Origin of the sequence: Oculatella sp. LEGE 06141, assembly GCF_015207605.1 — a bacterium.
Taxonomy (GTDB): domain Bacteria; phylum Cyanobacteriota; class Cyanobacteriia; order Elainellales; family Elainellaceae; genus Oculatella.
In genome coordinates this window covers 14,308-27,824 of sequence record NZ_JADEWO010000020.1, presented here as the reverse complement: position 1 = coordinate 27,824, position 13,517 = coordinate 14,308, and the positions used below count along the sequence as shown (strand labels likewise).

Genomic DNA, 13,517 nt, shown 5'->3' with positions numbered 1-13,517 from the left:
CATCCTTTGCTGACCGAACATTCTGCAACCGATTCATCCAACGCTATACCCAGCGGCTAATCCACTAATTGGCAGGGGATGGCGATGGTGACGCTGCCCCGTCCGTTGGTGTGGGAGACGCCGTCCCGTCTGCTGGTGCGGGAGACGCTGCCCCGTCCGTTGGTGTGGGAGACACCGCCCCGTCCGTTGGTGCCGGGGATGCTTCTGCTTCAGGTGCCGCCGTTGCCGCATCTGCTGAGGGTGCTGTTGGGTTCACTTCTGAAGCAGGGAGAATCGCAATGAGCTGAAATGATGTTGTAATTCGCGGTTCCGGTTGGGCAGTAGGCACTACTCGACCCCGTGGATCAAGCACAATCACCGATGATTCTGTATTCAGCTCAGAGGTAAACCCACGAACCACCAGCAGCGGTTGCAGTCGTTCAATGTTGCGAATGATGGACTGCGTTTGAGCGTAGTTGCCTGCCATCGCAATGTTGTAAACCTGTCGCGCCAACAGATTGTTGGCCGCTTGTCCCAGGGAACTGTCTGTCACCACCTCGGGATTAGGTGTAGTGGATTCAAATCTAACGAGCGTTGCCCTTCCTCCTCGAGTAGCTCCCTGAGCTTGAACCCGTTCATTTAAGTCAATTAACAGAGTGTCCAGGCTTTGCTTATCTGCAAACAGTGCTAAAACATCAGCTTGCAGTTGCCTCGACTGGCGCAACTGCTCTTGAGCCTCTTGAATGCGACGCTGGGTTTCTGCTTGATCGACAAGCTGGCTTTGCTTGGTTGCAACATCTTGACGCAGCACCTGATTTTGCTCCCAGGCGGGTCGCACCAGGTTAAGCAGTAAATAGGTTGCTCCGGCTAACCCCAGCAACGCAATCAAAACACCGCTAACCGTGGGAGTTAGAGTTAACCCAAAAATGGTGGGGTAAGTCGGGGCAACCTCATAATCGTTAGGCCCCGCTGGAACGAAATCTCCGCCGACTGTCATTGTTGTAGAACTCCTCTATCACGAAGGGCTTGAATCCTGGTGGCTAACCCAACTGACAGCGTTCGCTCAAGATCTTGCAAAAGCTGCGATGCCGGGATGGGGGTCAGTTGGCTTGAGATCGTATACGCCACGACTTGCGGCAGATCTACTTCAATGTTGCCCGATGTCTCTCCTGAAAACTCAACATCAGCAGGGTTGTCTACTAGCTCAGCGGTCACCAATCTGGTTTCCTGGGCATCCAGGAATGGCGATCGCTGCAAGACCAGCAGAAAATCATTGACATCGTTAAACGAGCGGGCGTTTCCAGTAATTTGAATTGTGGACGGCGGTGGTTCGGGTGCCGCTGGAGCGGGTTGGCTCGGATCTTCGGGTGCCACTGGAGCGGCGGCTGGCGGTGGTTCTTCCTGGGCTATTTGGTTAACCTGCACTCCTGGAGGAACCCGATCGCGCAAGTCCTGTAAGATGGCCGACCACGGCTTGATGCGATCAAATACCGTTGCTAATGCCTGATTTTGCTGATCGATTTGGGCAATCTCAGTGTTGATTGCATCGATTTGCGACAGTTGAGCATTTGCTTCAGCCAACTGACTGTCTAGTGCGGCTTGCTGGCGCACCAGTTCAGCGTTGCGGTTTTGCAACAGCAGCCACAGGCCAACGCTAGCACCGAGCAGAAAGACACCAACGGCCACTCCTAAATAGAGTGGTCGCGGACTTTCTTGAACAACATTGCTTGGCGGGCCGAACCGTTCGCTAGGGCGTTCAGTGCGATCGCTCAGGAAATTAATATCGAGACTATACATATCACCATGCCTCCCGTAAACCCAACCCCAAAACAACGCCTAGCCCCGACCGTTGGGCTACCGCGATATCTTGATCAACTTGTAATGCCATTGCAGAAATCGGATCGACCTGACTGGCAGGTAAACTGAGCCGCTGCGAGAAAAATTCGTCAAGCTGCCCAATCGAACCGCCTGGCCCTGCCAGCAACAGTTGAGCAACTTCTAAGTTGTCGCCCTGATTGAGATAAAAATCGATCGATCGCCGCAATTCGTCGGCCAACTCTCCCAAGATCCGCAGCATTGCCGCTGTGCCGGGATTGGTGCCGCCCATTTTGGGAACCGCACCAATACTGTCCATTGGGGTAACGGGCACAGTCATGCCCTGGAGCAGTTCTGTGTTGCGAGTAGGCGGTAGATTCATGGCTCGACTCAGTGCGGTTTGAACCTGGTAAGTTCCGATGGGCACCGTTCGAGAAAACTGAGGAACACCATCAACCACAATTGAGATTTCGGTATTTTCATATTCAATGTCTACGATGGCGGCAGCTTCCTGTGGCGTAAACTGCCGCAACTGCTCACGAATGGTGCGAATCAGGGAGAAACTGCTGATTTCTAAAACATCGATCGCCAGCCCCGCTTGCTGAAACGTACTTACATACGTGTCGGTAACTTCCTTTCGAGTGGCAACTAGCAGCACCTGCACCTTCTCAATGCCATCTTCATCAACGAAGAAGCCGAGCTTTTGGTAATCGACATCGGCTTCTTCACGCGGAAAGGGCAAATACAACCCGGCTTCCTGGTTGAGTACCATTTCGCGGAGTTCCCGGTCGTCTAGCTCGGCTGGAACCGGAATAATCCGAGTTACGGTGTCTCGCCCGCCTGGAATTGCCGTGGCTACATATTTTGCTTTAATTTTGCTCTCTGCTAGAAGCGACTGGATGATCTGTGCCATGCCAGCAGAATCAAGAATTTGTCCTTCTTGAAAAATACCTTCTGGAACTTCTGCTGATGCCAGCGTCATCAACTGAAAGCCTTGTCCTTTCTTTTTTAGTCGCGCAACGTTAACCCGTTCTGGTGTTAACTCTATACCGATTCCTTTTGTCTTTTTAGAGAGTAGACCCTTGAATCTGCTAACCACAGTTTTGTCCGTTGATGCGTAATAAGGCGAGAAGAGGGAGCAAAGCTAACAGCGATTGCTGAAGTGCAATTAATGCTAATGCATGGTACCCAATTTAGGGAAGAATTACCACACTTGTTAAAAGAATACAAATGTTAAAAAATAACATTTTGCCGACATTTCCAGGCTGCGCTTCAACTGCACTATTAATCGTAAGCGATCGCCGCCAAAAAAATCGGGAAAACTGGCGAATATCACGCCCCAACCAGCGACAGGATCGCTCGCAGGCGGAGGCTAATTCCGTTTGTGTCGATTCAGCCCAAATTAATAGAGTCGATCGCCCGTTCTTCGGCTGTGAAACCAACCGAATTGATGACGATACATTTTGAAGAATTAGGCGTGTTCTGGCAATATACTAAACGCTTTTGGGCAAATAGCAACAGTTGATCAAAAAATATATTGAATGAAGGTACAGCTACCAAACTGTGTGAGGCAGATCACAGTACAATCCAATTCATTTTTCTGGAGGCAGGTGGACAAACAACGGATTCAGACGCTTGCTCCTGTTGTCTTACTTAGATGATTAACAGACCCTTAACTTTCAAGCGCAGCTTAAGCTGTTTTCCCTGATGACGATGGTGGCGTTGTGGTTAACTTAAATCGGAGGCTCGTTTGCTGTCAATCATTGTCAGACTATAGTTTATCGCCAATCGTTTTTGTTACCTGGAATCAGACTTCAAAGTAGGGCATGATGGTGACTGCTAAGGTTTTGCTAACGGTTCACGGGTTAGAGTGTGCCCATACTGCTTATGAATATCCCACCATTGGTTCCTGCGTCTCAGATCTGGGGCGCTCCGCTTTCTGCTGAAGCTCAACGGTTACTGCTGTTAGGGGCAGGCGAGTTGGGGCGGGAAGTGGCGATCGAAGCGATGCGGCTGGGGTTTGAAGTGATTGCGGTTGATGCGTATGCTCATGCCCCGGCGATGCAAGTTGCTCACCGATCGCATGTGGTAGACATGCTGGATGGCAACCTGCTGCGCCACTTAATTGAGCGAGAACGCCCTGGCCTGATTGTGCCTGAAGTAGAAGCGATCGCCACTAAAACGTTAATTGAGCTAGAGCAGGAAGGTTGGCGCGTGGTGCCTACAGCCAACGCAACCTATTTAACGATGAACCGCGAAGGCATTCGCCGACTGGCGGCAGATGAGCTGAAGCTCAACACCTCTCCTTACCGATTTGCCGAAACAGAGAGTGAGTATCGTGCCGCGATCGCTGCTTTAGGGTTGCCGTGTGTTGTAAAGCCTGTGATGAGTTCGTCGGGCAAAGGGCAAAGCATTGTGCGCACGGAGGCCGAGATTGAGTCGGCCTGGAACTATGCCCATGTGGGCGGACGCGCCAAGAATGCGCGGGTAATTGTGGAGGGGTTTGTAAAATTCCATACTGAGATTACCCTGCTCACCGTGCGGGCGATCGATGGCACTCATTTTTGTCCTCCGATTGGGCATGTTCAGGTCAACGGCGATTATCGTGAATCATGGCAGCCCTGCCCGCTGGATACAGCCACGCTGGCTCAGTGCCAGGAGATCGGTCGCAAAATCACGGATGCTCTGGGGGGGTGGGGGCTGTTTGGTGTCGAACTTTTCATCCAGGGAGAGCCAGGACAGGCGCAAACGGTTTACTTCAGCGAGGTGAGTCCTCGCCCCCACGATACTGGCATGGTGACGTTGATTAGTCAGTCGATGTCCGAGTTTGAGCTGCATGTCCGGGCGATCGCCGGGTTACCCATTGGCACCATTGATCTGATCCAACCGGGAGCCTCGGCGGTAATTTTGGCTCCCAGTGCTGGAGATAATCCTCGATTTGCCGGGGTGAACCAAGCCCTGAGTATTCCAACCAGTAAGCTACGGCTGTTTGGAAAGACAACCTGCTATCCAAATCGGCGGATGGGAGTCGCTCTTGCGCTGGGCACCACAATAGATGAAGCCCGCCAACGGGCTAACGACTGTGCTGCCAAGGTATCGGTGGTGGTTTAAGCGCCAGTGATGCAATACATCAGCTTGCTCTACCCCTGCGGGAGAGTTACTAGTAGGACATCTATCCCGGCGGAAGACGCGCATCTTGAGCGATCGCGATAGGGTTCTAGTAAATTGATTACCAGGTACCTATGCAAGACAAACCTTCGACCGACGAACTGTTAGATGATACGTCGTTGCAAGATACTCAAGAATCCGACGCAACCGATAACTTTGAGATGGACGGTATCTCGGCTGAAGAAATGGCAGCTGATGCCAGACAGCAAGAAGAAACTAGCCTGCCAGAGTCATGAATGCAGGCTTGCAGTGCCGCGATCGCTCTCAGAAACGACCTCAGAAATACCAGGGCTTACGGACTTGAAGGCTAACTGCGCCGCTACCGAGGTTTGGCTTGATGCTAACCCGGCACAGCGCCTGCCCGGTTAAGCCCTTCAGCGTGTGAGAAAACGGTAGGCCAGCGATTTGTCGGGCATCACTCGTGCTTCCAGGTTTTTTCCTTATTTCTGATGGCCGTCCCTATACTTTGGAGGGATACTCTAACCCGCATTTCATTACTGGGGACAGACCCAAAGCATTAAAAAGTTGCGATAGGGTCGTCTCATAACAAAGCTCGTACTACACAGGAGAATTTTGTGGCTGACGAAACAAAGCGAAACGCAGCAACTCCAGGTGATCCCAAAGAGGCAGAACCGGGTCGTGGTGCCCCAGGAGATCAATGGGCTGTACAAACCGCGCAAACCGTTGGAGTGAATGCTAAAGATGAGGTCATTCCTTCGAATGCAGACGTTAATCGCAATGTACAGAACATCAAAGCTCAAAATGAGCAAGAAGACGGAACTGGCATTTCAACCACTCATGGGTACACGTTAGATGAAGCAGGGCAGCTCAACAATTTTGCGGTTGAGCCGCCGATGTATGTTGAAGAAGATTAGGCTATTGCAATCAGCATGTTTCAGTTCTCATCGGTAGTTTTAGAAAGCAGTAGCAGTTAAACTATGATGAGATTCGCAACAGGGGCGACTCTAGATCGTCCCTGTTATGGATCTTATAGAAATGGGGATGTGCTTCCCAACCTGACGGCTAAAGCTTGTCCATTGCAACTCCGAATGATGAAGTCTTTTCGTTCGATCGCTCTAACTAGTGCTCTGATATTGATCGCTGCAAATGGTTTATCACCCGCGATCGCACAATACGTTCCAGGACGAACTACATTAGGAATTTGCGAGTCAGAAGTGTTGTCAGGCCGTTCGGTGGTGGACTCGGCAGGGAACGTTGTAAGACTGGTAGATTATTGCCGTGAGCAGCGAACCGCAAGCCTGGCCGTTGGCATTGAGGGCGATCGCTTTTGGCAAAATTATGTCACTGTTGCTAGCCCAACCGCATTGGACTTCACTAGAACCATTGATCCTCAGCTATTGATAGATTATGGCACCTCGGTCTGCCCATTTTTGGCTGGAGGCGGTTCGATGCAGGAAATAAGACTGCTCCAGCGCGATGGTGCTTTACCGTCCAGTGTAGAAGTAGCTGTTACCGTTGCAGCTATTCATACCTATTGTCCTGAGTTTGCTTCTCGAATTGGCAGACGATGAAACCGTTGTTAGTGAACCGTCTAGTTCGATGCGTAACGGTTCTCTCGTTTCGTCAGGCTAAGAACCACTCGTTCAAACTATTCGTCACAAATACGTACCATCTTCATCTAATCTTCATCTGATTGTGAGGAATTTACTAGAAAAGCACACTTTTTCTAAGGGGCTTATCAGAGATACTTTGGAAGGTTGCTGCTTAAAATCAGGGCTGACATAAGGAAACCATTTGGGGCAGAAATGAACGGTAAAGGTCCACACTCAAACGGTAACGGTTCACACTCTAATGGCCATTCTAATGGCCGATATAACGGTAATTCTAATGGTCATGGTCGCACCAATGGTCATACTAATGGTCATAGTAATGGTCATGCTAACGGTCGCGCCAATGGTCATACTAACGGTCGCGCCGACAGCAGCAGAATTCACCCCGAATTAGAACCTTACTTTACGGTGCCATTGCCCAAAGCGCAGCGGCGATCGCCACCCTGGATTGCTTTAGGAACGCTTTGCTTTGTCAGTTTGGCGGGTTTAACAGCAGCAATCTTTACGTTTTATCCCAGGTTATTTCCGGCTCAAACCGGGTCGCCCAAATCTGAAGATTTTCGTTGGGCGGTGAACCGTGCCATGAGTGCGGCTGAGCTAACCCAAACGGCTGATTCGGATGAGGAGTGGCTTACCATTACGACCTGGTGGCGTGAGGCGATCGACTTGATGCAAAACGTGCCAGCCTCTAGTCCAAATTATTCTGTTGCTCAAAGCAAAGTTGTAGAGTATGAACGCAACCTGGCTTATGCTCGAAGCAAACTATCTGTCCAGGCTTCAATTCCCACTCCGTCTGCTAACTTGTGGGCTGTTGGTTCTAAGCGAGAAGATGTCCTGAGAATTCAGGGCGACCCCAACCGAGTCTCCCAATACAATTCCCTGTGCCGAGAAGTGCTGTATTACGGTGCCAGCACAGTAGAACTCAACAACGGCACCGTCAATTCATATGAAGATGCTGATAAGAATCTCAGGGTTTCTGCCAGTGAGTCTTCAACGATTCCATCCGCCAGCCCTGATTCGGCCTGGACGTTAGGTTCGAATCGTGAGCAGGTGTTTAGAGTTCAGGGAACCCCTGATCAAATCGTTCGGCCTGATTCGGTTGGCGAAGAACTGCTAATGGGCGAAGAACTGTTTTATTACGGAGATAGCATTGTTGCTGTGAGTAGCGGTAGAGTGACTGGCTATCGAAATATTGATGGCAACCTTAAGGTGTCTGTGCGTCCAGTTTCCACAAACGGATTACAAATAAACGGCAATTATTGGACGCTAGGCTCTGAACGAAATGCAATATTTAAAGTGCAAGGAACACCCACACAGGTGATCCGAAATGCGGCTTTATGTACGGAAACCTTTTATTACGGAAACAGCACGATCGAGCTGAAGAATGGATCGGTGACTGGATACGATAACTTTGATGGCAACCTCAGGGTTAGAGTAGACTAACCGTTCGCACGGAGGGCTGCAATCCCTTCTTTATGTACCTCTAGCTTGCCGAGCCGCAGGCTTAAAGGTAGATTATGGATGCCTGCGACCGATAGGTCTGAAATGGGCTGAACTGCCATTTGTGCGATCGCTTAGTTCCTGAACCGATGAACTAACGCAACTAATTGCAAACGCTATTCCCTGGATTGTGCCTGGGTACTGTCTAAAGCGGTTGCCCAAGCGTCAAACTATGGATCCGATCTAGTTACTGAATAGATGTGTGAATGAGGAGTTATTATGCTGAAACGCAGTCGAATGTTGGTCTTATCCATTCTGGCAGCAACTATTACAGGGCAAACGATAGCGCATGCCCAAACAGAATTGCGTCGCGGCGTTGTGCAGTATATTCAATTGCAAGAATTTGCTAATCAAGGTTCTACGACGCTTTCCAGGGGAATGTTAGCTGATCTGCAAGCCGACCCGTATTTCTCTGGAGACTTTCAGACCGTTTTTAATACCGCATCAACGATTCTCCAAAACTATACCGTTGTAAACCGAGGTGGATACTTTCCCGAAAATGCCGGGATTCCGCGAGAGCAGCAGTTGACGCGAGCCGAAGCGGTGTATCGTGTGCTGACCCTCGCGAGTGGCAATGAACTGGTGCTTTATCGTTCTCCCGCCCTCAATACAGCAGAGTATTTTATTCGCACGCCCAGTGATAGTTTTTAGAGAATAGGCCGCTTGTACAAGGCCAGTTTCCGGGATGGTGTAGCGTTGATGCGATCGGGCTACGACTCATTTAAAAGGCAAAGAGGGCATGAGTGTCTCATGCCCTCTTTCTTTAAATGAAAGAACCGTTAGACGAAATAGTTGGTTACTGTTAAGACACCCGCGTTGGCATTGCCAGGGGCAAACTTGATGCCCGTGACATCAATGACCATGTCTTGATTTGCTGCAAACCCGACCTGTTGATCGTTAACGGATAGATAAGTACGACCCTTAAATTTGAAGAATACGGCTTCATTGGCCTTCAATGCTTGCTGACCGCTTTGGCGCTGATCCTTATCGGCATAGGAGGCTTGAACGGCCTGCTGAAGCGTTTTGACGTTTTGCACGCCTGCATTAAACAGGTTTCTAGGACGGTTGGCAGTAGCCAGGTTGTTGTCGAAGTCAAGCTGAATTCTGTCGCCTTGTCTAGCGTTAAAGTCAGTGATTTGATCGCGCTTGTTGGCCGCCAGCAACGACTGGCTTAACGCCCCTCGTTTGGTTGATGCCGTGTAGACGAAGCGATCGGCACCTGCACCACCTGTTAGCGTATCTCCACCCTTACCCCCAATCAGCATGTCGGCACCGCCACTCCCCAAGAGGGTGTCTCGGCCACCGTAGCCAATCAGGGTGTCGTCACCGGCTTCACCCATCAAGGTATCTTTGCCAGCTAACCCGTGGATGGTGTCATTGCCGTTGCCGCCGGACAAAACGTCATCGGCCTCAGTCCCAAACACAACCAGGTCGAGATTGGCCGGATTGCCGACAATCATGCCGCCTGTTGTTGAAATTGGCGTGCTGTTGGCCGTTCTAATCTGGATGTTGCCTACTTCATGAAAGTTGGTTTTTTCGCCAGATGCCCCCGCAAAGCCAAACTTTAGCGTCGTGGGTAAGGCACCGTTATCAACCACTCCAGTTTTGGTATTGACACTGCGAATGTTGAAATCAAGCGCTTGTTCGCCAGGGTCATTAAAGTCTCCATCGTTGTTCAGGTCAACCTGGACTTTGAGCTGACCTGTGGGCGACAGGTCAATTTGCGCTCGCTTCCGTGAGTTTTCACGATTGGCGTTTGGGTCGGGGTTATCTAACCCAGGTGAAAGGGTGTTGGTTCCAGCGAGATAGGTATAGTTGGTGGCCTGACTGCCTCGGGCTGCGATCGCGTCGGGTTTAAACCCTGGGCCACCTACCCGTCCATCATCGGGATTGGAGAAGTTTCCATGTTCGTCAAAACCAATTCCTAAATAGCCTCCTGCCAATCCAGGATTGCCAGTGATAGCTTTGGGAGCATAGCCCAAAGCCCCTCCAAAACCGCCGGGTTGGGTAGGAGTCTGGCTGCCATCCACCAAAAAGAAGCTAAATCCATCTGCTCCAGTTCCGCCATAGGCGTAAAAATCAAACGAAACTGAAATTCCTTCCGCTGAAGAGAGAGAGGTGTTGAAGAGGGTAAAAGAGGCTTGATTGCGCTTATTGTCGGTGAGCGTAATGATGCCGTCGTTCGTGATAGAAGAAGCCATTGTGTAATTCACCAAAGGTTGACGATAAATCTCAGCACTCTCTTGCTAGTGAGGTACTGGCAAAGAACAGTGCTGTGATTCTCAGGCCGCTAGGCTTTGGGCATAAATAATGACCAATACAGGAGATAACTGATAGGGCGCGTGCGAGAACGATGGTCTAAAGTCAGCTAATGAGCCGCAGGTTCATCTGGCCTGGAAGCGAAACACTTCTTAGGACTGTGCCTCTTGCCACAGTCGATATCAGCGAGGGTGAATGTGCTGTACGGATCGATGTTGGTAAGTGTCCTAGTGGTCTGAATAGAGCCATATGCCTGCACCTCAGTAGACAGTAAAGTGCGATTGTACTGAGTACTAAGTGACTTTACGGATGTAGCTACCCGAATCAGGGGGTTAATCGTGAACTCTTGGTGAACTTCCTGCCCGGTTCATTAACATTGGCGGGCTGCCAAAATACAGGTACGAATGTCAGCATCTGTTTTAATGGCCTGAGCCGTGATGTGAGTAGCGCTGGCACGATATCCCATATCCTGTAGCGTCTGGATGAGCTGCGATCGCTTTGGAATATCCAGTTTGCCGCGTCGCCCAACCTCTCCAAGTTGATAGAAATACGGCGGCATTGCTGCCTCTGCCTTCATCAGGTTGAGTAATGAGATTCGATCTGGCCAACCCCAAATTGCTGCCAGTTCAACATACTGCTGGAGTTGACGTGGATGGTGCAACGAACCTAACCACATTGGGCCACTCAGTGTCAGCGGCTTTTGGTCATGCAGACAGATAGCTCGGCCCAGTTTTCGCCAGTCGATGGTTTGATAATTACCACAGTGGTGACAGTAACCCAGAAAGCCGTAGTTTTGAGCGGTTAATGCTGGTGTTGCCACCAGACGCAGCATAACGCGGTAGGACTGTCCCAGGAATAAGGAGAATACAGGTTCGACCCCAAATCCCCGGCTTGCGGCTTGCTGCTGCACGCTGCCAATTAACAACCGCAACCCCTGTTCGTGGGCGGCGGGGTGCGATCGAGCATAGGCGGAATATACTTGAAGGCTACCGTTGGGCAAGTGTCCGGTTGCGGTACGTCCATCGGTGCTGGTGAGGTAAAGCAAGCCACCCAGGGCGATCGCCCACAAACTGGTGCTGAGGTAAGGTGCGGCTGAGCCAAAACAATCGACATCAACCAGATCGTAATAGTCGCTGCGGTTGTAGCAGTCAAAGAAAACGCGATTGGCGTCTAAGTGAGTTAACTGTCCATGTCCTGTAGCGATCGCGCGCGCCAGGTTGTGTTGCAGGGTGGGACTAATATCTGGATTGCCTTCGTTTGTCCAGACCCAGTCTGCCTGAGCCTCTAACCAATAGCGCAGCGATCGTACACCGCAACCCGCCATTACATCTAACACTCGCAGACGATTCGTTTTAGCTTGATGGGTTGCGGCGGCTAAAACCCCCAGATCTCGTGCCACCTGGCTAGTGGTGCGGAAGAAAGCATTACCCACCTTAAATGTGGCTTTACCTTCTACCTGCTCAGTGGCATTGATAGTCATGGGGTGTTAGCAGTCTCGATCATGTATTTTGCCGTTGGGCGATGTGGTGTGGCAAATTCTAGACGAGCTTAGGCTCGTGCCGCTCATTGTAGCGCCTGCCAGGTCGGCACCTGTGAAGTCAACCACCATTAGATTAGCGCGATCGAGCTTGGCTCCTTTCAAGTTGGCATCTTTGAGGATCACAGCCATCATGTTGGCACCAGACAAGTCGGCATCTGCTAGATTGGCGCGAGTGAGGTTAACCCCACGCAAATCCTGGTTTTTGAGGTCGGCACCTTGCAAGTCGCAGTTGATGCAGTGTCGTTGTTCGAGGAGTTGGGTCAGGTGATCAGGGGTTGCGGCCTGAGCGGGAGAAACAAAACAAAAAACAGCCAAAAGCAAAGCGGCTGCTAGAACACGAAGTGACATACTCTGCCTCCGATGAGAATTTCTGTTTAATGTTAAGTTTCCCAAATTGTGGCTATTTGCGATCGCCTCTTAGGTCGAATGTCGCTGATTTGATGAACTTTAGATCGGGTGCGTGTCACCTCCTTGAGAGGAAAATAGGTTACAACTGGTTGTTGAGATAAGCACAACGATGAGCTAGAACGTTTGGTCATTCAATTCAGGTGAACGCACTTCACTAGGAAATTTTGTTAGAGTAACGGCGGCAGACTTCCTGAGGTTTTCATCTTCATTCTGAAGTGCTAAGCGAAATAGCTTGGGTATTTCAAGCTCAATACCAGCCTCACCACATAACCAATGTTGAGTTGAAACCGATAAGCAGCTCTGTTCTACTAATTGAATTATTTCTAAACTGGAATTTAGCTTGGCGGATTTTATTAACCTGGAGGTTAAATATAAACTCATCGCTAATGCCAACTTTATAATTCGTGTAGTATGCTTCTGATTTTCTAATGCCAGCATCACCGCTAAAAGTTCTGTCCACTTCAGCAGGTTGAGAGCGTATTTATAAATAAACGATTAAATCACTTCCTGCTGTCCACCTAAACGTTGCAGCATTAAGCGAATCATCGCGCCTTGAATCATCGCCTCGCTCATCTCTGGTAGGAGTTCATAATCTTTGCTCAACCGTCGATTCTGACTAAGCCAACCGAAAGTACGCTCCACAATCCACCGCTTGGGCAAGATCACAAATCCTGCCTCAGAGCGCTTAACAACCTCTACTGTTGCCCCACATAACTGCCCCACAACCCGCGCAAAGTTCTCGCCTTGATAACCCTGATCGACCCAAATCAATTGCAGTGACCCTGAGTCTGCTGGAGCCATTTTATGAACCACAAACACACCTCCTTTTTGTTCCGAGCAATTGGCATTGATCATCAACACCGAGATCAGCAGTCCGAGCGTATCTACCAAAATAAAGCGTTTTCGTCCTTTGATTAGTTTGCCACCGTCGAAGCCGTAGACTTCCCCCTTTTTTCCGTCGTTTTGACGCTTTGACTATCAATGCTACCCGCACTGGCATGAGGATTCTTCCCCACTGAAACCCGCACTGATTGCCGCAATTGGTCATGAATCTGCTGCCACACCCCCTTGCGTTGCCAACGCCGGAAATACTTGTATACCGTCTGCCAAGCTAGAAGATCTGTAGGGAGGTCACTCCAGATACACCCGTTACGTAGTTGATAGAAGATGCCATTGAGGATCTCTCGTTCATCAACTTCCCATTTACGTCCTCGACCTTGACGTGGAGGAGGCAACAGGGGACGAATGACTTCCCATTCTTGGTCTGTCAAATCGCT

Annotated in this window: 16 protein-coding genes; 7 read left to right on the top strand and 9 right to left on the bottom strand. The window is 50.2% G+C overall.

Annotated elements, in window-relative coordinates; all coding sequences use genetic code 11:
* Positions 1 to 64 precede the first annotated feature (64 nt).
* Genes IQ268_RS15155 through pilM form a run of 3 tightly spaced genes read right to left on the bottom strand, consistent with a single transcriptional unit; the run spans position 65 to position 2,893 of the window.
* Positions 65 to 976, bottom strand: coding sequence for a pilus assembly protein PilO (locus IQ268_RS15155; protein ID WP_193880464.1), 912 nt, complete (start codon positions 974 to 976; stop codon positions 65 to 67).
* Positions 973 to 1,776, bottom strand: coding sequence for a PilN domain-containing protein (locus IQ268_RS15150; protein WP_193880462.1), 804 nt, complete (start codon positions 1,774 to 1,776; stop codon positions 973 to 975). The genes IQ268_RS15155 and IQ268_RS15150 overlap by 4 nt, the downstream gene beginning before the upstream one ends.
* A gap of 1 nt (position 1,777) precedes the next feature.
* The gene (gene pilM / locus IQ268_RS15145) at positions 1,778 to 2,893 is read right to left on the bottom strand and encodes a type IV pilus assembly protein PilM (protein ID WP_193880459.1); all 1,116 of its coding nucleotides are present in this window, start codon (positions 2,891 to 2,893) and stop codon (positions 1,778 to 1,780) included.
* Between the two features lie 131 nt (positions 2,894 to 3,024).
* On the opposite strand from pilM, the gene IQ268_RS15140 reads away from it, so the two are divergent.
* From IQ268_RS15140 to IQ268_RS15115, 6 genes are all read left to right on the top strand, one after another.
* On the top strand, positions 3,025 to 3,261 hold the full coding sequence (locus IQ268_RS15140) for a hypothetical protein (protein ID WP_193880456.1): 237 nt from the start codon (positions 3,025 to 3,027) through the stop codon (positions 3,259 to 3,261).
* Positions 3,262 to 3,681: 420 nt separating this feature from the next.
* Positions 3,682 to 4,905 carry a formate-dependent phosphoribosylglycinamide formyltransferase gene (gene purT / locus IQ268_RS15135; RefSeq protein WP_193880453.1) on the top strand — a complete coding sequence of 408 codons (1,224 nt, stop codon included), beginning with the start codon at positions 3,682 to 3,684 and terminating at the stop codon, positions 4,903 to 4,905.
* Positions 4,906 to 5,036: 131 nt separating this feature from the next.
* Positions 5,037 to 5,198 (top strand): hypothetical protein, encoded by a 162-nt coding sequence (locus IQ268_RS15130; protein WP_193880450.1) that lies wholly within the window; start codon positions 5,037 to 5,039, stop codon positions 5,196 to 5,198.
* Positions 5,199 to 5,537: 339 nt separating this feature from the next.
* Positions 5,538 to 5,837, top strand: a complete 300-nt coding sequence (locus IQ268_RS15125) for a hypothetical protein (RefSeq protein WP_193880447.1) — start codon at positions 5,538 to 5,540, stop codon at positions 5,835 to 5,837.
* 174 nt (positions 5,838 to 6,011) lie between these two features.
* On the top strand, positions 6,012 to 6,494 hold the full coding sequence (locus tag IQ268_RS15120; RefSeq protein WP_193880443.1) for a DUF732 domain-containing protein: 483 nt from the start codon (positions 6,012 to 6,014) through the stop codon (positions 6,492 to 6,494).
* A 234-nt stretch (positions 6,495 to 6,728) separates the two neighbouring features.
* Positions 6,729 to 7,976, top strand: a complete 1,248-nt coding sequence (locus tag IQ268_RS15115) for a hypothetical protein (RefSeq protein ID WP_193880440.1) — start codon at positions 6,729 to 6,731, stop codon at positions 7,974 to 7,976.
* Here the strand turns inward: IQ268_RS15115 and IQ268_RS32905 are convergent.
* Positions 7,973 to 8,095 (bottom strand): hypothetical protein, encoded by a 123-nt coding sequence (locus IQ268_RS32905; RefSeq protein ID WP_255527200.1) that lies wholly within the window; start codon positions 8,093 to 8,095, stop codon positions 7,973 to 7,975. The two genes, IQ268_RS15115 and IQ268_RS32905, sit on opposite strands and share 4 nt — an antisense overlap.
* A 157-nt stretch (positions 8,096 to 8,252) precedes the next feature.
* On the opposite strand from IQ268_RS32905, the gene IQ268_RS15110 reads away from it, so the two are divergent.
* Entirely contained in the window at positions 8,253 to 8,684 is a 432-nt protein-coding gene (locus IQ268_RS15110; RefSeq protein ID WP_193880438.1) for a hypothetical protein, read from the top strand.
* Positions 8,685 to 8,812: 128 nt separating this feature from the next.
* Here the strand turns inward: IQ268_RS15110 and IQ268_RS15105 are convergent, their stop codons facing one another.
* From IQ268_RS15105 to IQ268_RS15085, 5 genes are all read right to left on the bottom strand, one after another.
* Positions 8,813 to 10,234, bottom strand: a complete 1,422-nt coding sequence (locus tag IQ268_RS15105; protein WP_193880435.1) for a bluetail domain-containing putative surface protein — start codon at positions 10,232 to 10,234, stop codon at positions 8,813 to 8,815.
* Between the two features lie 428 nt (positions 10,235 to 10,662).
* On the bottom strand, positions 10,663 to 11,772 hold the full coding sequence (locus IQ268_RS15100; RefSeq protein ID WP_193880432.1) for a tRNA (guanine-N1)-methyltransferase: 1,110 nt from the start codon (positions 11,770 to 11,772) through the stop codon (positions 10,663 to 10,665).
* 6 nt (positions 11,773 to 11,778) lie between these two features.
* A complete protein-coding gene (locus IQ268_RS15095) occupies positions 11,779 to 12,180 on the bottom strand; it encodes a pentapeptide repeat-containing protein (RefSeq protein ID WP_193880429.1) in 402 nt (133 codons plus the stop codon).
* Positions 12,181 to 12,354: 174 nt separating this feature from the next.
* On the bottom strand, positions 12,355 to 12,681 hold the full coding sequence (locus tag IQ268_RS15090) for a hypothetical protein (RefSeq protein WP_193880426.1): 327 nt from the start codon (positions 12,679 to 12,681) through the stop codon (positions 12,355 to 12,357).
* A gap of 54 nt (positions 12,682 to 12,735) precedes the next feature.
* Positions 12,736 to 13,511, bottom strand: a protein-coding gene (locus IQ268_RS15085; protein WP_370584667.1) for an IS5 family transposase whose coding sequence is annotated in 2 segments (ribosomal slippage) — positions 12,736 to 13,202 and positions 13,202 to 13,511 — 777 coding nt in all. Because the reading frame shifts where the segments join, the coding sequence is not laid out codon by codon here.
* Between the last annotated feature and the right edge of the window lie 6 nt (positions 13,512 to 13,517).

Coding starts and splice junctions, on each gene's coding strand:
- IQ268_RS15155 (WP_193880464.1), bottom strand. CDS start 976: ATGACAGTCGGCGGAGATTTCGTTCCAGCGGGGCCTAACGATTATGAG.
- IQ268_RS15150 (WP_193880462.1), bottom strand. CDS start 1,776: ATGTATAGTCTCGATATTAATTTCCTGAGCGATCGCACTGAACGCCCT.
- IQ268_RS15140 (WP_193880456.1), top strand. CDS start 3,025: ATGTTAAAAAATAACATTTTGCCGACATTTCCAGGCTGCGCTTCAACT.
- purT (WP_193880453.1), top strand. CDS start 3,682: ATGAATATCCCACCATTGGTTCCTGCGTCTCAGATCTGGGGCGCTCCG.
- IQ268_RS15130 (WP_193880450.1), top strand. CDS start 5,037: ATGCAAGACAAACCTTCGACCGACGAACTGTTAGATGATACGTCGTTG.
- IQ268_RS15120 (WP_193880443.1), top strand. CDS start 6,012: ATGATGAAGTCTTTTCGTTCGATCGCTCTAACTAGTGCTCTGATATTG.
- IQ268_RS15115 (WP_193880440.1), top strand. CDS start 6,729: ATGAACGGTAAAGGTCCACACTCAAACGGTAACGGTTCACACTCTAAT.
- IQ268_RS32905 (WP_255527200.1), bottom strand. CDS start 8,095: ATGGCAGTTCAGCCCATTTCAGACCTATCGGTCGCAGGCATCCATAAT.
- IQ268_RS15110 (WP_193880438.1), top strand. CDS start 8,253: ATGCTGAAACGCAGTCGAATGTTGGTCTTATCCATTCTGGCAGCAACT.
- IQ268_RS15105 (WP_193880435.1), bottom strand. CDS start 10,234: ATGGCTTCTTCTATCACGAACGACGGCATCATTACGCTCACCGACAAT.
- IQ268_RS15100 (WP_193880432.1), bottom strand. CDS start 11,772: ATGACTATCAATGCCACTGAGCAGGTAGAAGGTAAAGCCACATTTAAG.
- IQ268_RS15095 (WP_193880429.1), bottom strand. CDS start 12,180: ATGTCACTTCGTGTTCTAGCAGCCGCTTTGCTTTTGGCTGTTTTTTGT.